The following is a 21253-nucleotide window of genomic DNA, read 5'->3' as shown; positions in this document are numbered from 1 at the left end:
TAGCGTCGCGCCCTGGATGGAATGAAACCTGCCAAGCGGTGTTGGCCCCATTGAGGGGTCAGCACGATCCTGCATCATGGGAAAGGGATTTTGCGAATGAAGCGAGTTTTGGTTGTCGGGAGCGTGCTGCTGCTCGGCATGGGCGCCGTCTGGGCGGAGCAGGCCTCCGTCAAGGAAGTTCAGACCCTCATGAAGGGCAACGGCAAGAACGCCGGCGCGGTGGCGGCGATTGTCAAGGGCGAGAAGCCCTACGACCAGGCCACGGTGGACAGCGCGCTGGCCCAGTTCGAGGATACCGCCAAGAAGCTGCCGAACCTGTTTCCGGCCAGCGCCAAGGGCATGAAGCCCGAGGGCGACTACAGCGCCTCGCCGAAGGTCTGGGAAGACAAGGCCGGCTTCGATGCCAAGATCGCAAGCTTCGCCAAGGTCGTCGGCGAGGCCAAGGGCAAGATCAAGGACATCGATTCGCTCAAGGCGAATTTTCCGGCGGTCGGCAAGGAATGCGGCGGCTGCCACGAGACCTTCCGTGTGAAGAACAGCTGAGGGGTTCGTAACCCGGATTACGCTTGCGCGCCATCCGGGCTACAGGACCGATAGAAACGAAAAGGCGGCCTGCGAAAGCGGCCGCCTTTTTTGTTGCCTCGGCGTCCAGTCTCGTAGCCCGGATGAGCGAAGCGAAATCCGGGACAGCTGTACGCGTTGCGAAACCTATCCCGGATGTCGCTTCGTTCATCCGGGCTACGGACCTCGTGACCAGCAATGAGTCGGTGCGCAGGAAATTCTGTTCGCAAGCCCTGACGGATCGCTGCTGGAGCAGCTATCTTTACGCCAACTGCGGCGACGTTGATGTGAGCTGTCGGAACGCATCCGATTCTGATTGCTCCATCATCGCGAAAGCTCCAGCGCCGCGAGCACTGAATCAAAACAGCGAGACAGGCCATGGCAAAACCGTTCCCGTCGAAGACGCACATCGGCAACCACATGCTGCATCCCGAGACGCTGATGCTGACCTATGGCTATGATCCGCAACTGTCGGAAGGCGCCATCAAGCCTCCGGTGTTCCTGACCTCGACCTTCGTGTTCAAGACCGCGGACGACGGGCAGGACTTTTTCGATTTCGTCGCCGGCCGGCGCGAGCCGCCGGAAGGGATGGGCGCGGGCCTGGTCTATTCGCGCTTCAATCATCCCAACAGCGAAATCGTCGAGGACAGGCTCGCGATCTACGAGCGCACCGAGAGCTGTGCGCTGTTCTCGTCCGGCATGGCGGCCATCGCAACCACGATCCTGGCCTTCGTCCGCCCTGGCGATGTCATTCTGCACTCCCAGCCGCTCTATGGCGGGACGGAAACCCTGCTGACGAACACCCTTGCGCGTCTGTCGATCGGCGCGGTCGGCTTTGCCGACGGCGTCGATGAAGCCCTGGTCAGGCAGGCCTCGGAGGAGGCCGTGGGCAAGGGGCGGGTTTCGATGATTCTGATCGAAACCCCGGCCAACCCGACCAACGGCCTCGTCGATATCGCGATGATCCGCCGTGTCGCCGAGGCCATCGGGAAGACCCAGGGACACGTTCCGATCATCGCCTGCGACAATACGCTGCTCGGACCGGTGTTTCAGCGGCCGATCGAGCATGGCGCGGATATTTCCCTGTACTCGCTCACCAAATATGTCGGCGGTCATTCCGACCTGATCGCGGGCGCCGCGCTCGGCTCGAAGGCGCTGATGAAAGGCATCAAGGCGCTGAGGGGCGCCATCGGCACCCAGCTCGATCCGCATTCCTGCTGGATGATCAACCGGTCGCTCGAGACGCTGAGCCTGCGCATGGAAAAGGCCGATGCGAACGCGCGCCTCGTGGCGGATTATTTGCGCGATCACCCCAAGGTGGCCAAGGTTCACTATCTCGGTCATCACGAGGAGGCTTCGCCGGCCGGACTTGTGTTCGCGCGGCAATGCCTCGGGGCGGGATCCACGTTCTCGTTCGACATCGCCGGTGGCAAGGAAGCGGCCGTGAAATTCCTCAACGCGCTGCAAATCCTCAAGCTGGCGGTGAGCCTCGGTGGAACGGAATCGCTCGCGAGCCTGCCTGCAACGATGACCCATTCCGGCGTTCCCGCCGACATCCGCCGGAAAATCGGCGTCCTCGATTCCACGATCCGGTTGTCGATCGGCATCGAAAACCCGTCGGACCTGATCGCGGACCTCGCGCAGGCGCTGAACGCGGCTTGAGGGGGCAGGCCGGAAACTGCCGAAGCGCGCCCATCAATGCCCTGTACCTGGCTCTGACGTGCCGTCTTTGGCGCGACGAGCCACAGCGCTAAACGGTTGGTCCGGCGGGGACCGATTGATCGGTGATGGATCTCGTTTGGCTCCGCACTTGCGCCCCTCGCGAATAGTTCACGATGTCTCGCGGATCGACATCGGGGTTCGAGGCAACGTAGTCGATCTCGCCGCGGGTGGTGCCGATGTCCATCAGCTCCCGGTCATTCAAATCTGACAACGTGGCGCGCAATCGCCGGCGCTCGCGACGTGCCTGAAAGGCATCCCAGTATTGACGGATCAGGCTGGGGACGTGTCGTGTTGATGTCGACCTCCGTTCCAGCCACATTGTACCGTGGATCATGGTCATTTCGGTGCCTCCGGAAGGTGCTTTCCACCTTACAAAGGTGCCCCAAGACCGACGGGCGCGCTTGACCGGCAGCTTACATTTTCCCTACCGGCGGCTTATTCTTGCATGTCCAACAGGCCGAACGTCCACCCGGTCGCCGGGGGGACCTACCCAAGGGATTCGCACCTTGCGCTATCTCTTTGAGGAGTATGCATTCGACGCCGGTCGGCGAGAGCTGCATCGCGGAGCGGATCGGATCTCCGTTGCGCCACAGGCGTTCGATCTCCTCGATTACCTGATCCGCAACCGGGAGCGCGTCGTAGGCAAGGACGAACTTATCGATGCCATTTGGCAGGGGCGCTGCGTGTCCGACGCCGCGCTGACGACCCGCCTCAACAGTGCGCGCTGCGCGATCGGGGATTCCGGCGAAGAGCAGCGGCTGATAAGAACTCTGCCCCGCAGAGGCTTCCGCTTCGTCGGTCAGGTCCGTGAAACGCTTACCGCCGACGGCGGAGCAGTCGCCGACGGCGGGGCCGAGACGCCGAAACCTGCGCTCTCGCTTCCCGACAAACCCTCGATCGCGGTCCTTCCATTCGCCAACCTGTGCTCCGATCCGGAGCAGGACTATTTTGCCGATGGCATGGTTGAGGACATCATTTTGGGCCTATCGCGTTCGAAGTCTCTTTTCGTCATCGCGAGACATTCGACTCTGGCCTACAAGGGCAGGGCGATCGACGTCAAACAGATCGGTCAGGAGCTGGGCGTTCGCTACGTGCTCGAAGGCAGTGTGCGCAAGGCCGGCAATCGAGTCCGAATAGCCGGTCAGTTGATCGACGCGGCGACCGGCCTGCATCTCTGGACGGACCGGTTTGACAGTGAGATCGAAGATATTTTCGACCTGCAGGATCGGCTGACGAGCAGCGTCATCGGCGCAATCTCCCCGCGACTGGAGCGCGCCGAAATCGAGCGCGCCCAGCGCAAACCCACCGACAACCTGCAGGCCTACGATTATTATCTCAGGGCGTTCGCCGCCTTCTTCAAATTTACCGAGGAGGCAAGCATCGAGGCTATCGAGCTCGCAAAGACTGCACGCGAGATCGATCCCGAATTCGCGCGCGCATACGCGCTCGGCGCCCGTTGCTACATCCTGAGGAACGTTTTCGACTGGGTCACTGATGCGGCCCGCGAATGCAGTGAAGCCCAGCGGCTGGCGAGGCGAGCGGTCGAGCTAGACCCGAATGATCCGTCGGTGCTTGCGATGGCCGGACACGCGCTCTCCCAGATGGCAGGCGAGGTCGAGGAAGGCGATGCCCTTCTCGTGCGCGCGATAAAGCTGGATCCCAATCTCGTTATCGCAAGACATTGGAACGGTTGGAGCCAACTTTGGCTTGGTCGTGGTGACGCCGCAATCGAGCAATTCAGCATTGCATTGCGTTTGAACCCGCTTCATCCCCACGGGAGCGCCAACGCCCAGACGGGCTTGGCTTTTGGTCATTTTCTTGCTGACCGCAACGAAGACGCCTTGGCTTGCGCGGAAGCCGCCATCAGGCTGATACCGATCTTTCCGCCTGCGCAATTCATTCTGGCGGCATGTCACGCCGCATCAGGCCACGTCGAGGAAGCGCGGCGGACTTGCGCCGACACGATGAAGCTATGTCCCAACAAGCGTATCAATGCGTACACGTGGCGATACACCCGACGGGAAGATGCCGAAAAGCTGACGCAAGCGCTCCGGGTTGCCGGCATGCCGGAATGAGCGTGTGCGGGCCACCTGGCGGCGTGCGGAATCGAAAAGGCCGGACGCTCCCTCCAGCGCCCAGCCTTCGCGTCCGCCTCAGCCTTGGAGCCTACTTCGTCACCTGGCCGCGGATCTCGCCGCCCGGATGGGCCGCGGTGTGGATGTTGACGTAGAGCTTGCCCGCGAGCAGATCGGCGGCCTGTGCGTCGGTCAGCGTCGCCGAGCCCTCGACCGGGCTGGACGTCGCATTCGGGATCGCGACCGCGACGCCGGCGTTCTTGCCGGCCTCGGCGGGCCCGTGGAAATGGGCGGCCGTTGCCGGGCCGGACAGACCGGAATAGCTGAGCTTCCAGGACAGCTTCTTGCTGGCGGCATCATAGTCCAGATCGGCGGTTCCGGTGCCACTGGTGGTGGTTGCGGGCACCTCGGACTTGCCGTCGAGCGTTGCTTTCAGCTTTTCGGCGCCGGCGGGGGCTGCAAAAGCTGCGGCGCCGAGCGCGACCATGGCGATGACGGTCTTCTTCATGACATTCTCCCTGAGGCCTCGCTGGCCTGCCAAACTTCCAACAGTGGCCGTTTCAGTTTATTCCCGTTTCCGCCCCGCGCAGGCTAAATTCTTCGTGGCTGGAGCTGCGTGGACATCGGTCATAAGTTCGCGGCAAGCAATGAATGGATCTGCATGTTGCAACGAACAATTCTCGTCGCGCTGCTTGCCGCGGTCATCGCTGCCGGCGCCTATTGGTGGCTCAGTGCACCGGTGGTGGCGGCCGCCGGCACCGCGCCTGCTCACGTCCCGAACCTCGCCAATGGCGAAGTGATCTTCAATGCCGGCGGCTGCGCCTCGTGCCATGCCACTCCCGACCAACCCGACCGTACCAGGCTCGGCGGCGGCGTCGCGATCAAGTCCCCGTTCGGAACGTTCTATGCGCCGAACATCTCCTCCGATCCGACCTACGGCATCGGCAAATGGACCGACGCCGATTTCGTCAACGCGGTCATGCATGGGGTCTCGCCGGACGGAGAGCATTACTTTCCGGCCTTTCCCTACACGTCCTATCAGCACGCCAAGAGAGAGGACGTGCTCGATCTCTTTGCCTATCTGAAAACGCTGCCGCCCATCGCAGGCAAGGTGCGTGACCACGACGTGCGCTTTCCGTTCGACATCCGGCGCAACATCGGCATCTGGAAATTCCTGTTTCTTGACGGAAAGCCGTTCGTTGCCGACGGGACGAAGTCGCCGCAATGGAATCGCGGCGCCTATCTCGTCAACAGCTTTGGCCATTGCGCCGAATGCCACAGCCCGCGCAATGCGCTTGGCGGCATCATCTCCGGCGAACGCTTTGCCGGCGGGCCCAATCCGGAAGGCGAGGGCTGGGTGCCCAACATCACGCAGAAGCGTCTCGGCGAGTGGAGCGCGAAGGACATCGCCTATTTCCTGAAGACCGGCGAATTGCCCGATGGCGACAGCGTCGGCGGCGCGATGACGCGCGTGATCAAGAACATCTCGCATTTGCCGGACGAGGATCTCGCGGCGATGGCGGACTACATCAAGTCGCTGCCGCCGGTGGACGGGCCGGCACGGCCGAAGCGCAAGGAAAGCGGCACGTGATTGGCGATCCGCCTCGCAAACCTGCGAGGCACGTCAATTGCGGGCAGTCAGCTCGCGCCAAAGGCCTTGAAGGTGATGATGGTGAGGGTGTCCTGGATGCCCGGCAGCACCTGCACCTTCTCGTTGATGAAGTGGCCGATGTCGGTGTCCTTGTCGACGTAGAACTTCACCAGCAAGTCGTAATGGCCGGCCGTGGAGTAGATTTCGGAGGCGATCTCGGCTTCGGCAAGCGCATTGGCGACCGTATAGGACTGGCCGAGCTTGCATTTGATCTGGACGAAAAAAGGAACCATTGCAGTCACTCCGAAGGCGTATCTGGCGGCTAATAGGCCAAAACCGGCCGGAATTAGCAAGCGAACTTGCGAGCCGGCGGGGTGCGCGCTAGGACGGGCCATGGTCCCCAGGAAGCGGAAAATCACCCCATGACGACGCCCGTGGCGCTCACCATCGCCGGCTCCGATTCGAGCGGCGGCGCCGGCATCCAGGCCGACCTCAAGACCTTTGCCGCGCTCGGCGTCTATGGCGCGTCCGCCATCACGGCGCTGACCGCGCAGAACACGCGCGGCGTCACCGGCATCCACGCGGTGCCGGCCGAGTTCGTCACCGCGCAGATCGACGCGGTGTTCTCCGATCTCGAGGTCGGCGCGGTGAAGATCGGCATGGTGGCCCAAGTCGCCAGCATCGATGCGATCGCCGCCGCTCTGTCGCGCTGGAAGCCGCGGCATATCGTGCTCGATCCCGTGATGGTCGCAACCTCCGGCGATCGCCTACTCGCGGCCGAGGCCGTCGAGGCGCTGCGCACAAGACTGATGCCGCTGGCGTCGGTGATCACGCCCAATCTGCCCGAGGCCGCCGCTCTTCTCGACGAGCCCGTCGCGGCGAGCGAGGCCGAGATCGAAGCTCAGGGACGACGCCTGCTGGCGCTCGGCTGCGGCGCGGTGCTCATCAAGGGCGGGCACGGCGAGGGCGCCGAGAGCACCGACTATCTCGTGGATTCGGGAAAAGCGATCGCACTAGCGGCGCCGCGCATCGCTACCCGCAACACCCATGGCACGGGGTGCTCGCTGTCCTCGGCCGTCGCCGCCGGGCTTGCCAGGGGCAAGGATCTCGAGCGCGCCGTGCGCAACGCCAAGGCCTGGATCAGCGCGGCCATCGCGGCCGCCGACCGTTTCAGCGTCGGTCATGGCCACGGGCCAGTCCACCATTTCCACAAGTTTTACTGACGCCGGCCACGAACGCTCCGTCAGCGGTGCGCGGGAGCGCCGCCGTTAACCCATTCAGCCGACAGTTCCGTCCTTCTTGCGGAGGCCGCTGCGGCGCCATGTCGCCTGATTGTCGCATGCGACTGATATTCGCGGGGAGGGCGAGGCAAGGTCTGATTCGTATCTGAGGGTGCCTCAAAGGTTCAATCTGTCATCCCCCTGTCACGGGACATTTGTTACAGGCTGGCGCATGGGAAGTTACGATGCGAGTGACGAGAGCCCGGAACGGCGCTTTCGCACGTTGTTCATCTCCGACGTTCATCTCGGAGCCCGCGGTTCTCAAGCCGACCTATTGCTGGACTTCCTGCGCTACCACGACGCCGACACGATCTATCTCGTCGGCGACATCGTGGATGGCTGGGCGCTGAAATCGAGCTGGCACTGGCCGCAATCGCATAACGACCTCGTCCAGAAGCTGCTGCGCAAGGCGCGCAAGGGCGCCAAGGTCATCTACATCCCCGGCAATCACGACGAGTTCCTGCGCAACTATTACGGCACGCATTTCGGCGGCATCGACGTCGTCGAGAACACCGTCCACACCGGCGTGGACGGCAAGCGCTATCTCGTCATCCACGGCGACATCTTCGACCTCGTGGTGCAGAACGCGCGCTGGCTCGCCCATCTCGGCGACAAGGCCTACGACTTCGCGATCCAGATGAATCGCTTCGTCAACTTCTTCCGGCGCATGTTCGGCGTACCCTATTGGTCGCTGTCGCAATGGGCCAAGCAGAAGGTCAAGAATGCGGTCAACTATATCGGCGCGTTCGAGCAGGCGCTCGCCGCCGAGGCGCGGCGCCACGACGCCGACGGCGTGATCTGCGGCCACATCCACTACGCCGTGATCCGCGACGAGGGCGGCATCCGCTACATGAATTGCGGCGACTGGGTCGAGAGCTGCACGGCGCTGGTCGAGCACGACGACGGCCATTTCGAGATCATCACCTGGGCGGATCACGCGCAGAAGCCGGCGCAGGTCCCGCAGGTCGCAGCCAAGGCTGCATAACAAGGGCAGCTTGATGCGCATCCTGGTCGCGACCGACGCCTGGCACCCGCAAGTCAACGGTGTGGTTCGGACGCTGACCAAGCTCGCTGACGCGGCCAAGGGGCTCGGTGTCGAGTTCACGTTCCTGACGCCGCAATCGTTCCGCACCTTTGCGATGCCGAGCTACCGCGACGTGCGGCTCGCCATGCCGCGTCCGGCGCGAATCGCGAGGCTGATCGAGGAGGCGCGCCCCGACAGCATTCATATCGCGACGGAAGGGCCGATCGGCCTGATGGTCCGCCGCTACTGCCGCCAGCGCAAGCTGCCGTTCACGACCAGCTTCCACACCCGCTTTCCCGAATATGTCCGCGCCCGTGTGCCGGTTCCGGGCTCGCTGATCTGGCGGGCGCTGCGCCGTTTCCACAGCCCCAGCCGCGCCGTGATGGCGGCGACGCCTGCGCTGGCCCGCGAGCTTGGCGAGCGCGGCTTTGACAATGTCGTGCTGTGGCCGCGCGGCGTCGACACCGAGCTGTTCCATCCCCGCGCCATCGACCTCTGCCTGCCGGCGCCGGTATTCCTTTCGGTCGGCCGCGTCGCGGTGGAGAAGAATCTCGAGGCGTTCCTCGACCTCGATCTGCCCGGCACCAAGGTGATCGTCGGCGACGGCCCGGCGCGCGCCGGGCTCGAACAGGCCTATCCCGACGCGATCTTCCTCGGCGAGAAGCACGGCGAGGCGCTGGCGGAGATCTATGCAGCTGCCGACGTGTTCGTATTCCCCAGCAAGACCGACACGTTCGGCCTGGTTCTGCTGGAGGCGCTCGCCAGCGGCCTGCCGGTCGCGGCCTTCCCGGTGAAGGGACCCCGTGACGTGATCGGCGATGCGCCGGTCGGCGCGCTCGATCACGATCTGCGCAATGCCTGCTTTGCGGCGCTCGGCGTCTCCCGGCAGGACTGCGTCGAATTCGCCGCCAGCTACACCTGGGAGGCCTCGGCCCGGGTATTTGTGGACAGCATTGAGGCGGTCGGCGCGGTGCTGCCGGGCCGGAATGGGGCGGAACAGCCACGCTTCGTCGCGTAAAGGGGAAATCCTCTCGCGGAGGTGTCTTGCCCGCGCCGAGGCTGCCGCGATAAAGTTCTGATATGACCGAACAGCTCCTCCCGATCGGCCCTGCCGACATCGATGCCGCAGCGCGCGTGATCGCGCCCTTCGCCATCCGCACCCCGCTGTTGTCCTTTCCCGTGCTCAACGAGCGCGTCGGTGCCAAAGTGTTCCTGAAGCCGGAGATGCTCCAGCGCACCGGCTCCTTCAAGTTCCGCGGCGCCTTCAACAAGGTGTTCTCGATCCCGCAGGACAAGCGCGCCGGCGGCGTCGTCGCATTCTCCTCCGGCAACCACGCCCAGGGCGTGGCGGCGGCGGCAAAGATCCTCGACATGCAGGCGACCATCGTGATGCCCGCGGATGCGCCGCTGTCGAAGCGCGAGCGCACCAAATCCTACGGCGCCGAGGTCGTGCTGTACGACCGCGACCGCGACGACCGCGAGGCGATCTCGCGCGGCATCGCCGAGAAGCGCGGCGCGACGCTGGTCAGGCCCTATGACGATCCCTTCGTGATCGCGGGGCAGGGCACGGCCGGCCGCGAGATCGCCGAGGACATGGCGACGCTCGGGCTCGCCCCCGACATCGTGGTGGCGCCGGCCTCCGGCGGCGGCCTGATCGCCGGCGTCGCGACCGCCGTGAAGGCGCGCTACCCGCAGGCCGAGATCGTGGTGGCCGAGCCCGAAGCGTTCGACGACCACGGCATTTCGCTGACCGCGGGGCATCGCGAGCCGCATGGGCCGGCGGGCCGCACCATCTGCGACGCGCTGATGGCCCTGATCCCCGGCGAGATGACGTTTGCGATCAACAGCAAGCTGCTGGCGCGGGGCGTCACTGCGTCGGACAAGGAAGTCGGCGCGGCCGTGGCGTTTGCCTATCGCGAGCTGAAGCTCGTGGTCGAGCCCGGCGGCGCAGTGGGCCTTGCCGCGCTGCTCGCGGGGCGTCTCGACGTTGCCGGCAAGAACGTCGTCATCGTGCTCTCCGGCGGCAATGTCGATGCGGATCTGTTCGCCGAGCTGGTGGCCTGAGTTCCTGATGTTCTGACATGAAGAAGGGGCAGAGCGTTTTCGCTCTGCCCCTTCTTCGTTTCGCTTGCCGCGATCAGCGCATGAAGCCGCGATGATTGTTGCCGCCGTTATTGCCTTGCGCCTGGTTCATCGACTGGCGGAAATTGTTGTTGCCGCCATTGTTGACGATCCGGTTGGCCGTGTTGAACTGCGGGCGCGTGTTCTGCTGGTTGTTCTGCACCTGCACCTTGTTCACCGGGGTGTTGACGATCTTCACGCCGTTGTTGACACGGATCGGGTGGTTCTGGGTCTGAACGACCGGCTTCGCATCGACGTTCGAGCCGCCCTTGCCGACATTCACCGGCACGCTCACGATCTTGCCCGGCTTGCCATTGTTCGTGCCGGCATTGTTGCTGCCGCCATTCTGGTTGGTGTTGGTCGCGGGCAGCGTCACGATCTTGCCGATGCCGCCATTGTTGCTGGTCGTGTTGGTCGGCGCGGGCAGGGTGACGATCTTGCCCGGGGTCTGCGACGGCGTTCCGTTTGGCTGGGTCGGCTGGTTGTTGCCCGCCGGCAGGTTGACGATCTGGCCGCCATTGCCGAGCTTGCCGATCACGTTACCGTCCACCGGCTTCTGCCCGATCGGCAAGTTACCATTGATCTGCGACCCGCCATTGCCCTGCTGCAGCGGCATGTATTTGGGCTGGCCGAGATTGCCGATCTTGAAGGTCGGGTTGATGTTCTGCGGAGCCAGGAACTTGGTTGCCTGCATCAGGGGGATCAGCTTCGGCTGGACCTGCAACTTCAGCGCTGACTGCGCATAGGGGCTGTTGCCGTAGCTGTCGTAGAAGGTCTTGTAACCGAGCGGCGAGTTCGCGAGCACAGCCTTGTGCCAGGCCTGCGAGATCAGGAGATTGGAGAGCAGCCAGCGGATGTGGTCGCACAGCGGGTCGTGCGGGTACATCGTGATGAACTCCTGATAGTACTCCGGCCGTCCCTCGGACACGACGTAGTCGTAGGCCTGGCGCGTCGAGCGGCTCGGCAGGTTGGAGGCCATCTGCACCACCGGCGTGTTGACCGGCGCGCGGTTGGCGGCAACGGCGGTGTCGCCGAAGAAGGTGAAGTCAGAGGTCAGCGACGAGCTCTCCCACGGGATCTGCGCGCCGCTGGTGGTCTGGTTCACCTCGAGACGCACACGCTTGAACAGCTGCTCGATCGGCACGTTGGGCTCGCGCGCGACGTTCAGGAAGGCTTGCGTATAGGGGCTGTGGCCGCCGGCGCCATCCTGCGCTTCCGCGCCCGGGGCGGTCGAGTAGCCGACGATCGAGCCGTTCGGGGCGTCGACGATGGCGAGGCCGCGGCCGGCGTCGTTGACGGTGGGGAATGGATTGTTGCGGCAGGCATCGAGGATCACGATGCGCATGCGGCTCGGGATCGTCTCCAGCGTCGACATCACGTCGACGAGGCGCACCGAATTGCTCACGAGCTCGGTGGGGTTCGAAACCTTCGCGTCGACCGGAACGAGATAGTTCTCGCCGGCGAGCTGCACGCCGTGACCGGCGTAATAGACCATCGCCACGGTGTTGGGGCCGCGCGAAGCGACCTTGGCCGAAAAGTCCTGGACGACGCGGAGCATGTCGTTCTGGGTCAGGTCGGTCGCGGCAACCACCTCGAAGCCGGCGGAGTTCAGGAACTGCGACATCGACTGCGCGTCGTTGTCGGGGTTCGCGAGCTGCGGCGCGTTCTGGTAGTTCGAATTGCCGATCACCAGCGCGACCCGCTGCTCAGGCCCCTGCAGCGCCGTAGGAGCCGGCTGGACCGGGGCGACTTGCGCCGAAACAGGGCCGCAGGCGAAGCCGAACAGGCTTCCCACGAGGCTGGCGGTCATCAGGAAAGGCTTTAGGCGGAACATGGTGTGCTCCTCTGGCACTGATCTCGATACGAGATTGGTTGCGAGCAAGCCTGGCCGCGTTCGAGCCCTTGGGTCCGTGATCGCGATCACCATGGTAGGCTGCGTGATCTGAATCACGCTCGGAACCTGCTATGGTGAATGGCCGCTTGCCGGCCGGACCGGTTTTCCGGCGCAGGACATGCTTATTGGGGAAGTTCCGTCACATGCTGAAATCGATCGATCCGATCCTCACGCCCGACCTGCTCTGGCTCCTGGCCTCGATGGGCCATGGCGATGACCTCGTTTTCGTCGACGCCAATCATCCCGCGGCCCGCATTGCGCAGAGCACCACGTCGCAGCGCCTGATCCAGCTGCCGGGCATGAGCATGGAGGTGGCCGTCCGCGCCATCATGTCGGTCTACCCGCTCGACGATTTCGATCCTGATCCGGTGCGCGTGATGGCGCCGGTCGACGATCCCGACCGCGTGCCCGACGTGCAGCGCGCCGTGCTGTCGGAGATCGAGCGCGCCGTTGGCCACACCGTCGCGCCCGGCAAGCTCGCGCGGCCGGATTTCTATCGCGCGGCCGCGGCGGGCTTTGGTGTCGTGCAGGTCGGGGCAGCAGGGGCTATGGATGCTTCCTGATCAGGAAGGGCGTGATCTAGAGCGCGATGAGATCTGGATGCATCGTCATCGCGCTTTTGTTGCTTGAGCATGATCATGCTCTAGCCGCGACCGATGAGATGGATCGCCGAACGCCATGCGTGCTGCGACAACGCCTCGAAGTTTCGAACCGCCTCGACGCGAAGGAGGGCAGTCTCGGCGGTCAGTGTTCCATTGGCCACCGCACCGAGCGTCGCGCTGCGGTGGGCGCGCAGCATTTCACGGAGTTGTGTCGTACAACGCTCGAACTCGGCGATGGCCTCGTCGGGCGGGTCCGCGCGCGGACCAGCCAAGATGTCGCCGGCATGCGAGGCGGACGCGAAGTGCGTCGATCCATCGACGCGGGGCGGCGCCGCGACGCCGCGCGCAATTGCGGCGGCGCACCGCATGACCTCGGCACATAGCTCTCCGGCGCGGATGTCCTCCGGTCCGCCTGCCACCGAGCCGAAATTGTTTGCTCCATTTGCGAGGTCCGTCAGTCGAGCAGCGTGGTCCAGTGCGTGCAGCGTGCTCGTGAGACGGCGTTGCTCGTCGTCGGTATCGGGTGGTCCGGCCACATCCGACAGGAATATTTGCGCCTTGCGCACGGCATCGGCCGCTTCCGGCACGGAGACGGCGTCCTTTCCCAGGCGTATCGGTCCGGCGCGGGCCGCCAGTTTCCCCTCGACCGAGCCGCACACCGTCAGGACCACGCGCGCGATCGTGCGCCGTACCGCCTCCACCGCCACAATCGGGGTCTCGAGCGCCGAAGGATCGAGACATCGCGTCAGCGGCGAGCCGCGCTCGGGCAAAATTCGTTCGACCAGCCGCGTGAACGGGTTGATCAGCGGGAGCAGGACCGCGACGCCGACGACGTTGAAGGCCGTGTGGTATCCGGCGAGCAGCGTGACGCCGTCGATCGTGTCCGAGGCGCGCTGCAGCAAGGGCGTGACGATGGGAAAAGCTATCAGCGCGATGAGTGCGGCGATCAGCTTGAAAAGGACGTAGGCGATGGCCAACCGCTTCGCGGTGGCGCTCGCGCCGATCGCGGCGAGCGCGGAACTCGTCGCCGTTCCGATGTTCTGGCCGATGATCAACGCGCAGGCCTGGTCCAACCCGACTGCGCCCGCGAAATAGCCGGACAAGGTGACTGCGATGGCGGCCGTCGACGATTGCATCAGCGCTGTCATGACCAATCCGATCACCACCAGCGCCAGTACGCCGAGCAGGCCCGACCACCATGACGTCCCGGGACTGCCGAGGACCGCGGGCAGGTCCGCCGGGTGCAAACGTTCCGCCAGCCCGCCCATGCCCTGCTGCAGGGTCGTCAGCCCGAACAGCACGAGTCCAAATCCTGCGAGCGCGGCACCGGCGCCGGAAACTCGCCCTCGGCCGAGAAGCTTGGTCAACGCGCCGACGAAGATCATCGGCAACGCCGCGGCCGTGAGCGAGACACGGACGCCGATCAGCGCGACCAACCAGCCGGTCCCCGTGGTGCCGATATTCGCGCCGAAGACCAGGCTCAACCCTTGCTGGAACGTCAGCAGGCCGGCGCTGACAAGACCGATCGTCGTCATCGTCGTTGCGCTGGAGGACTGCACCAGCAGCGTGACGATGGCTCCCCAAATTGAGCCAAGCAGCGGCGTCGACGCCGCCTTGCCGAGCACCCCGCGCAGCGCGGAACCGGCCAGCGTCTTCAGGCCCTCCGTCATCACGGTCATGCCGAGCAGGAAGAGACCTACCCCGCCGAGCGTCGAGATCGCCGTGGACATGCATGCTCCTCGCGACAATGCACCACGAATAGCGAAGCAGACAGTACAGCAACAAAGCCCCGATGGGTCGGATCAATTGTTACGCGATCGTCTGACATCACCCCACTCGGGAGGGGCATCGTCAGCCGCGCGAGGTCATCAGATCGGAAGGCCAGCCGATCCGGACGAGAAGACCGTCCGGTCCATTGATCCCGACCTCGTAGAGACCCCATTCGCGGTGGCGCAGCACGCCGCCCGGCCGGATGATCAGATCGTCGACGCGCGCGGCGATGGCCTCGACGTCGGGCGTGCGAATGAAGACGCCGAAGGGATTGTGCTCGGGCACTTGCCACGGGCCGTCGCCGGCTTGCGTGAGATGCACCTCGCATCCCCAACCCCTCATGATGACGTAGTTGGCGTCACCGCCTGCGCGCGTGAAGCCAAGACGCTCCCAGAACGGTATGGCAGCGGCAAGGTCGTTGCTCGGAATGATGGCGAAGGCGCCGACCGGCGGAGTTTGGGGCATTCGCTCGCTCCGGAATAAGCGGTTGTCCGCGCAGCATTTCGCGGTTACGGGCCTGGCATCGTACAGCCTAACGCGATTGCCCCTATTTGAGCCATCGGAAGCTGGAATGAGTTAGCCGAGGTTCGGTCAATCGGCTCCCACTTGCCCGCCCATCCGGCTTGCGGCAGAAATTGTCCTCCACGGAACGTTCTCGCGCACCTACGGTTTAGCCCTCATGGAAGGGAGCTTGCCCATGAAGAACGCGGCGGTACTTGTACTTCTCGGATCGTTGATGACGACACCGGTGAGCATGGCCAGGGCCGATCAGCCTGGGCCAGACTGGATGCCGATGGAGCAGGTCAAGTCGAAACTCCTGCAATCGGGCTACACTCAAGTCACCAAGCTTGAGGCTGACGACGGTCATTGGGAAGGAGAGGGGATCAAAAACGGCCAGAAGATGGAGTTTCACGCAGACCCGAAAACGGGCGTAGTGATCTCTGAAAAACACGACGATTAGTCCGGCGGTCGATGACTGGCTGCGCCGGGTTTCCCGGCCCGGTCCTCGCAATGATGCCTGTGGGCGACGACGCAGGGGACCGGGACGGCGTCAGGCGTGATCGAAGGGACCGAGCTCTCGGATCACCTTGCAGATCTGCAAGAAGCCGCTGGCATCGGTTGCGATGAACTCTGCACTCGAATTTGAATGGTCATCTTGCAACCGACTGTCTATGGTTGGTGCATGTCGCGAGTCCTGTGTCTATCTGTTGCTATCATCCTGTCGCTGCTGCCGGCCACCGCGCCGGCGGAGTCCATCAAGAAACGGCCAGCGTCCGTCTGGCGCGGTTACGGCTTCCTGCCGGGCTATCGCCAGCCGCTCAGCAACAGCATTCCGCTCTACAAGCAGAAAGAGGCGATGCGCCGCCTGTCGCGCGCCGACCGGCGCCATTGGTACATCGACCCCGTTCCGCAATATTACGGCTGGGACGGCGAATGGCGCTATTTCGGCAGGCCCGGCTTCGGCGGCGGCCGCTACAATGGCGGCAGTTTTGGTCCGTGCTGGACGCGCACGCCGATCGGCGCGGTCTGGAATTGCGGGTGATCGGGCGAGCGCGCCGCGACTAATCCGTCATTGCGAGCGCAGCGAAGCAATCCAGACTTTCTCCGCGGAAAGATTCTGGATTGCTTCGCTGCGCTCGCAATGACGATGTGGAGAGAGCGTGCTCGACATCTCGCTCTCGCTTGTCCCGGACACGAGAGTGAGCGGCGTGAGACTGCACCTTACGAGAAGAACGCGATCTTCTCGGCCTGGGTCATGCGGCGGATCGGTGCGAGTGGGTCGTTCGCGGCCGCGCGTGGCTTTTGCAAGATGCCGCTGGCGAGGATGGTAGCGCCGAGCGAGGGCTCGGGCACGGAGGCGGGCAGCGGCGAGGGCATGGGGAGTGTCGCGGTCGGTGCTGCGCCGAATGGTGCCGCGGCCGCCATCGCCGGGGCCGGTTGCTCCATCACTTCGGCGGCGGCTTCCGCAATCGCGTTGGTGAGGCGCGCCAGCGACTCCATCGCGATCGGGGCTTCCTCTGCGGGCTCCTCCACGATCGGTGCAGTGGCCGGCGCGGCTGCGACCGGCTCCGGAATTTCGGCGGCAATCGGGGCTGCGACCTCCGCGGCCATCGGCTCGGGAATGGCCGCTGCCATCGCGACCGGCTCGACGATCTCGTCGAACTCCGGATCGGGTGCGGCCATCTCCAGCGCGATGGCCTCGAGTATGGCCTCGTCCTCGGCTTCCGCGGCGGCGGCATCGCGGGAGACCTCGTCCGTCACCTCCGCGAACGCGGCTGTCTCGGCGATCTCCTCTTCGGGCGCGACGCGATTGTCGGCGACAACCTCCGGCGCGACGGCGACGTCCATTGCCGGTTCGGCAACGGCCAGTGCTTCGGTGCCGCTCGCGGTCTCAACGGCGGCTTCGGGAGCTGCTGCGATGTCCTGCGGCGCCTCCGTAAACGCCACGGGGGCTTCGCTCGCCATCGCGGCAGGCGCGGTCTCGGCAGGCGCAACTTCGGCGACGGACGGCGATGCTTCCTGCACCGGCGCCGGCGCCAGACGGGTCTCCGCGTGCGGCGCTGTGTCGCCGTCACCATCGAGCTGCTCGACGCGATCCCTGAGCAAATCGAATGCGGCCTTGAGCTCAACGCGGGGGTCGATGGTCGATAATTGTCCGCAAGCGGCCTCGATCGAGGCGAGCTGCGAATCAATGAGATCGCAGATTCGCCCGTCGGCGCCGATCTCGCGCCAGCGCCAGGAGATCTCCTTGATGATGCGCACGCCGCGCGGAATCGGCGCGAGGCTCGCCTCGATCGCCGCGGGATCGAAGGCCGCGATCGCGATCGTCTCGGCCTCGCGGATGGCGCGGCGAATCTCGACCAGCGCCTCGGGCAGGCGATCCTCGACGAGCGGTTGTCGCTGTGCCGCAAGGGTTTCTTCGATTTTCGCGACCGCATCGAGCACCATGCGGGTATCCGCATTGCGGTTGCGTTTCGCATATTCGCCGAGGAACCAGCGGCCTCGCGCGGTCTCCATGAAGGCTTCGCGGATCGCGTCGTAATCCTGCTCGTTCGGCTCGGCCGCGCGGGCAGACATGGGCGAGAGGGCGAATGCTTCGTTGGCCATATCAATCTCGTCGCGCAAATCACCGCGCGTTACTGTAACGATCACCACGATATCGACCGAATCGCAATTGGTTTGATGCCACCCGAATCACAAATCCCCACGCCAGCCACCGTGAAGCGGCGATTCGCCGTGAGGCTGGCGCTGTTCTATTCGGCGATCTTCGCGGTCGCGGGCACGCATCTGCCGTTCTTTCCGCTCTGGCTGAAGGCGATCGGCATCGACGCGGCGTGGATCGGCATCATCAACGCGCTGCCGGCGATCACGCGCTTCACCACGCTGCCGCAAATCACCGCCCTTGCCGAGAAGCGACACGCCATTCGCGCGGCCATGATGGTGTCGGTGCTGGCGACGGCGATCGGGTTCACGGCGGTCGGCCTGCAGCAGCAGCCGCTGGCACTGTTCCTGATCTATGCGCTGACCTGCATGATGTGGACGCCGACGACCCCGCTGACCGATGCCTATGCGCTGCGCGGCGTCGCCCGCTACGGGCTTGATTACGGACCGTTACGGCTGTGGGGCTCGGCGGCTTTCGCTGCCGGCTCGCTCGCCTGCGGCTATCTCGTCGACAGCATCGCGGCGCGCGACCTGATCTGGATCATCGTCGCATGGGCCGTCGTTGCGGTCGCCGCCAGCCTGCTGCTTCAGCCGCTCGACGATGTCAGGCGAAGGACGACGGAGACGCATGCGGGCAAGGCCCTGCTGCGCGATGGCGGGTTCTGGGCCGTGATCGCGGCGGCGGCGCTGATCCAGGGCAGCCACGTCGCCTACTACACGTTCTCGGCCATCAACTGGCAGCTCCACGGCTTCGGCGGGCTGACGATCGCAGGGCTGTGGACGCTGGGCGTGATCGCAGAGATCGTGGTGTTCGCGCTCTCGCCGCGCTTCTCGCTGCATCCGTCCACGCTGATCGCAATCGGCGGATTAAGCGCCGTGGTGCGCTGGATCGTCACCGCGCACCAGCCGCCGCTGGCGCTGCTCGCGATCGTGCAGCTCGGCCACGGCCTCACCTTCGGCATGACGATCGTCGGCACCATGAATCTTCTGGTGCAGCGCGCCATCGCATCAGATCGCGCGGGGGCAGGGCTATTATGCCGCGTGCAACGGGCTGCTGGGGGCGGCGACCTCGATCGCGTCAGGCGCGATCTACGCCCGCATCGGCGATGGCCTCTATTACGTCATGGCGGCGATGGCCGCGGCCGGCGCGCTCGTGATCTGGTCGGCGCGGCACCGGCTGATCGCTCAGCCCCAGAGCGAGGAGTCCGGCGGATAGACCAGGCTGTCGTCATAACGCAGGGCGTGATCGCGGTCGCGCGCGAGCAGCAGCGGGCCGTCGAGATCGACAAAGCGCGCCTGCGGCGTCACCAGCATCGCCGGCGCCATCGACAGCGAGGTCGCGACCATGCAGCCGATCATGATCTCGAAACCGAGCGCCTGCGCCGCATCGGCCATGGCGAGGGCCTCGGTGAGGCCGCCGGTCTTGTCGAGCTTGATGTTGACGGCGTCGTAGCGCTCGCGCAGCGGCGCGAGCGATGAGCGGTCATGCACGCTCTCGTCGGCGCAGACCACGAGCGGCCGCTTGATCCGCGCCAGCGCGTCGTCCTTGCCTGATGGCAGCGGTTGCTCGACCAGGGTGACGCCGGCGGCGTCGCAGGCGGCGAGATTGTGCTCCAGATTGGCCTCGGTCCAGGCCTCGTTGGCATCCACGATCAGCTCGGATTCGGGGGCGGCCTTGCGCACCGCCGTGATCCGCTCCGGATCGCCGTCGCCGCCGAGCTTGATCTTGAGCAGGGGCCGGTGCGCGGCCTTGGCGGTCGCTGCCGCCATCGCCGCGGGGGTCCCTAACGAAATCGTGTAGGCGGTGGTGCGCTCGCCCGGGACCGGGCGGTCGAGGAGGCTCCAGGCCCGCAGGCCGGCCGCCTTGGCCTCGAGGTCGATCAGGGCGCAGTCCAGCGCGTTGCGGGCCGCACCGGGCGGCATGGCGGCTTGCAGGGCCTCTCGCGAGAGGCCACCCGCAATGGCCGCCTGCATGGCCTGGATGGCGGCCAAAGTCGCCTCGGGCGTCTCGCCATAGCGGGGATAGGGCACGCACTCGCCGCGGCCGGTCAGGCCGTTTTGGCTCACTTCGGCCACGACCGTCACGGCCTCGGTCTTGGCGCCCCGGCTGATGGTAAAACTGCCGGCGATGGGGAAGCGCTCGATTCGTGCGACGAGGGCCGGAACTTTGCTGGAAGTCATTTTGAACTCTGGCGAAATCTGAACCTGCTAGTTACCTCTAGCAACTAACATTAACCAGTTGGGGATACCTTCTTCGGGTAAGGGCGCGTGCGCAACCATGTGATTTTCTCCGCCCTGATACGGGAGCGGACATCTTGAACGGCGATCCGAAGCTGGAACGGATTGCCAAGGGCAACGCGCTGGCACTCTGCGCCACCGGAACCTGGACCGCGAGCTTCGCGCCGGTCCTGGAGCGGATGGTGGCTGACGCCGAGAAGCTCGCCGGCGGTTCGCAAAGCATCTTCATCGACGTCTCCGAAGTCGCCAAGCTCGACACCTTCGGCGCCTGGCTGATCGAGCGGCTGCGCCGCAGCCTGACGCAAGGGCCTGTCGAAGCGCAGATCGCAGGGCTGTCCGCCAATTATTCCAGCCTCGTCGACGAGGTTCGGCGGGTCAGGGCGACGCCGGTCGTCGACAGCAGCACGGTCACCATCACCGGCATGCTGGAGCAGATCGGCCGGACCGTGGCAGGCGTCGCCGGCACGGTTGCGGGCCTCGTCGACATGCTCGGCGCGGTGCTCGCGGCGGGTTTTCGCGTCTTGATCCACCCGCGCTCGTTCCGCTTGACCTCGACCGTGCATCACATGGAGCAGGTCTGCTGGCGCGCGGTGCCGATCATCGTGCTGATCACGTTCCTGATCGGCTGCATCATCGCGCAGCAGGGCATTTTTCATTTCCGCAGGTTCGGCGCCGACATCTTCGTCGTCGACATGCTCGGCGTGCTGGTGCTGCGCGAGATCGGCGTGTTGCTGGTCGCCATCATGGTCGCGGGCCGCTCGGGCAGCGCCTATACCGCCGAGCTCGGCTCGATGAAGATGCGCGAGGAGATCGACGCGCTGCGCACCATGGGTTTCGACCCGATCGAGGTCCTGGTGCTGCCGCGCATGCTGGCGCTGGTGCTGGCGCTGCCGATCCTGGCCTTCCTCGGCGCCATGGCCGCGCTCTACGGCGGCGGTCTCGTCGCCTGGCTCTATGGCGGCGTCGATCCCGAAGCCTTCCTGTTGCGCCTGCGCGACGCCATCTCGATCGACCATTTCATCGTCGGCATCGTAAAGGCACCCGTCATGGCCGCGGTGATCGGCATCGTCGCCTGCGTCGAGGGGCTCGCCGTGCAGGGCAGCGCGGAATCGCTCGGGCAGCACACCACGGCATCCGTGGTGAAGGGCATCTTCTTCGTCATCGTCATGGACGGCGTGTTCGCCATCTTCTTCGCCTCGATCGGGATGTGACG

The 21253-nt window shown here is 65.0% G+C and carries 19 protein-coding genes and 2 pseudogenes; 13 read left to right on the top strand and 8 right to left on the bottom strand.

The genetic code is table 11. The features are described from left to right. Positions 1-96 precede the first annotated feature (96 nt). Positions 97-543 (top strand): cytochrome c, encoded by a 447-nt coding sequence (locus NLM25_RS30275; protein WP_254121357.1) that lies wholly within the window; start codon positions 97-99, stop codon positions 541-543. A 396-nt stretch (positions 544-939) separates the two neighbouring features. Beyond that, on the top strand, positions 940-2223 hold the full coding sequence (locus tag NLM25_RS30270) for a cystathionine gamma-synthase family protein (RefSeq protein ID WP_254121356.1): 1284 nt from the start codon (positions 940-942) through the stop codon (positions 2221-2223). Positions 2224-2311: 88 nt separating this feature from the next. Here the strand turns inward: NLM25_RS30270 and NLM25_RS30265 are convergent, their stop codons facing one another. Continuing rightward, complete coding sequence (locus NLM25_RS30265; protein WP_254139419.1) at positions 2312-2623, bottom strand: DUF1127 domain-containing protein; 312 nt, start codon at positions 2621-2623, stop codon at positions 2312-2314. A 166-nt stretch (positions 2624-2789) separates the two neighbouring features. Between NLM25_RS30265 and NLM25_RS30260 the strand changes: the two genes are divergently transcribed. Next, a complete protein-coding gene (locus NLM25_RS30260; RefSeq protein ID WP_254139418.1) occupies positions 2790-4358 on the top strand; it encodes a winged helix-turn-helix domain-containing protein in 1569 nt (522 codons plus the stop codon). 91 nt (positions 4359-4449) lie between these two features. Here NLM25_RS30260 and NLM25_RS30255 read toward each other — a convergent pair whose 3' ends face one another. Next, positions 4450-4866, bottom strand: a complete 417-nt coding sequence (locus NLM25_RS30255) for a CHRD domain-containing protein (RefSeq protein WP_254139417.1) — start codon at positions 4864-4866, stop codon at positions 4450-4452. Between the two features lie 153 nt (positions 4867-5019). Here NLM25_RS30255 and NLM25_RS30250 point away from each other — a divergent pair, with 153 nt between their 5' ends. Then, on the top strand, positions 5020-5949 hold the full coding sequence (locus NLM25_RS30250) for a cytochrome c (RefSeq protein ID WP_254139416.1): 930 nt from the start codon (positions 5020-5022) through the stop codon (positions 5947-5949). A gap of 47 nt (positions 5950-5996) precedes the next feature. Here NLM25_RS30250 and NLM25_RS30245 read toward each other — a convergent pair whose 3' ends face one another. Then, the gene (locus tag NLM25_RS30245; protein WP_014493934.1) at positions 5997-6242 is read right to left on the bottom strand and encodes an Lrp/AsnC family transcriptional regulator; all 246 of its coding nucleotides are present in this window, start codon (positions 6240-6242) and stop codon (positions 5997-5999) included. Between the two features lie 129 nt (positions 6243-6371). Here NLM25_RS30245 and thiD point away from each other — a divergent pair, with 129 nt between their 5' ends. From thiD to NLM25_RS30225, 4 genes are all read left to right on the top strand, one after another. Continuing rightward, positions 6372-7172 (top strand): bifunctional hydroxymethylpyrimidine kinase/phosphomethylpyrimidine kinase, encoded by an 801-nt coding sequence (gene thiD, locus NLM25_RS30240; RefSeq protein ID WP_254139415.1) that lies wholly within the window; start codon positions 6372-6374, stop codon positions 7170-7172. A 229-nt stretch (positions 7173-7401) separates the two neighbouring features. Next, complete coding sequence (locus tag NLM25_RS30235; protein ID WP_254121349.1) at positions 7402-8214, top strand: UDP-2,3-diacylglucosamine diphosphatase; 813 nt, start codon at positions 7402-7404, stop codon at positions 8212-8214. Between the two features lie 13 nt (positions 8215-8227). Then, on the top strand, positions 8228-9271 hold the full coding sequence (locus tag NLM25_RS30230) for a glycosyltransferase family 1 protein (protein WP_254121348.1): 1044 nt from the start codon (positions 8228-8230) through the stop codon (positions 9269-9271). 62 nt (positions 9272-9333) lie between these two features. Then, entirely contained in the window at positions 9334-10317 is a 984-nt protein-coding gene (locus NLM25_RS30225; protein ID WP_254121347.1) for a threonine/serine dehydratase, read from the top strand. Positions 10318-10390: 73 nt separating this feature from the next. On the opposite strand, the gene NLM25_RS30220 is transcribed toward NLM25_RS30225, so the two are convergent. Next, the gene (locus NLM25_RS30220) at positions 10391-12208 is read right to left on the bottom strand and encodes a caspase family protein (protein WP_254139414.1); all 1818 of its coding nucleotides are present in this window, start codon (positions 12206-12208) and stop codon (positions 10391-10393) included. 203 nt (positions 12209-12411) lie between these two features. Here NLM25_RS30220 and NLM25_RS30215 point away from each other — a divergent pair. Next, positions 12412-12851: pseudogene (locus NLM25_RS30215) on the top strand (RbsD/FucU family protein). A gap of 60 nt (positions 12852-12911) precedes the next feature. Here NLM25_RS30215 and NLM25_RS30210 read toward each other — a convergent pair. Both NLM25_RS30210 and NLM25_RS30205 read right to left on the bottom strand, forming a co-directional pair. Further along, the gene (locus NLM25_RS30210; RefSeq protein WP_254139412.1) at positions 12912-14600 is read right to left on the bottom strand and encodes a Na/Pi cotransporter family protein; all 1689 of its coding nucleotides are present in this window, start codon (positions 14598-14600) and stop codon (positions 12912-12914) included. A 121-nt stretch (positions 14601-14721) separates the two neighbouring features. Then, positions 14722-15105, bottom strand: a complete 384-nt coding sequence (locus NLM25_RS30205) for a VOC family protein (protein WP_254139411.1) — start codon at positions 15103-15105, stop codon at positions 14722-14724. Positions 15106-15337: 232 nt separating this feature from the next. Between NLM25_RS30205 and NLM25_RS30200 the strand changes: the two genes are divergently transcribed. Beyond that, positions 15338-15601, top strand: coding sequence for a PepSY domain-containing protein (locus NLM25_RS30200; RefSeq protein ID WP_254139410.1), 264 nt, complete (start codon positions 15338-15340; stop codon positions 15599-15601). A 222-nt stretch (positions 15602-15823) separates the two neighbouring features. After that, positions 15824-16183 carry a hypothetical protein gene (locus NLM25_RS30195; protein WP_254121341.1) on the top strand — a complete coding sequence of 120 codons (360 nt, stop codon included), beginning with the start codon at positions 15824-15826 and terminating at the stop codon, positions 16181-16183. 179 nt (positions 16184-16362) lie between these two features. On the opposite strand, the gene NLM25_RS30190 is transcribed toward NLM25_RS30195, so the two are convergent. Beyond that, positions 16363-17748 (bottom strand): hypothetical protein, encoded by a 1386-nt coding sequence (locus NLM25_RS30190; RefSeq protein WP_254139409.1) that lies wholly within the window; start codon positions 17746-17748, stop codon positions 16363-16365. 75 nt (positions 17749-17823) lie between these two features. Here NLM25_RS30190 and NLM25_RS30185 point away from each other — a divergent pair. Further along, positions 17824-19018, top strand: a pseudogene (locus NLM25_RS30185) (MFS transporter). On the opposite strand, the gene dgcA reads toward NLM25_RS30185, so the two are convergent. Next, positions 18988-19983, bottom strand: a complete 996-nt coding sequence (dgcA, locus tag NLM25_RS30180) for an N-acetyl-D-Glu racemase DgcA (protein ID WP_254139408.1) — start codon at positions 19981-19983, stop codon at positions 18988-18990. The pseudogene NLM25_RS30185 and the gene dgcA overlap by 31 nt on opposite strands. 134 nt (positions 19984-20117) lie before the next feature. Between dgcA and NLM25_RS30175 the strand changes: the two genes are divergently transcribed. After that, a complete protein-coding gene (locus NLM25_RS30175; protein ID WP_254139407.1) occupies positions 20118-21251 on the top strand; it encodes an ABC transporter permease in 1134 nt (377 codons plus the stop codon). Positions 21252-21253: the final 2 nt, after the last annotated feature.

This window comes from Bradyrhizobium sp. CCGB01, assembly GCF_024199795.1.
Taxonomy (GTDB): Bacteria; Pseudomonadota; Alphaproteobacteria; order Rhizobiales; family Xanthobacteraceae; genus Bradyrhizobium.
This window is presented reverse-complemented; position numbering and strand designations above follow the sequence as displayed.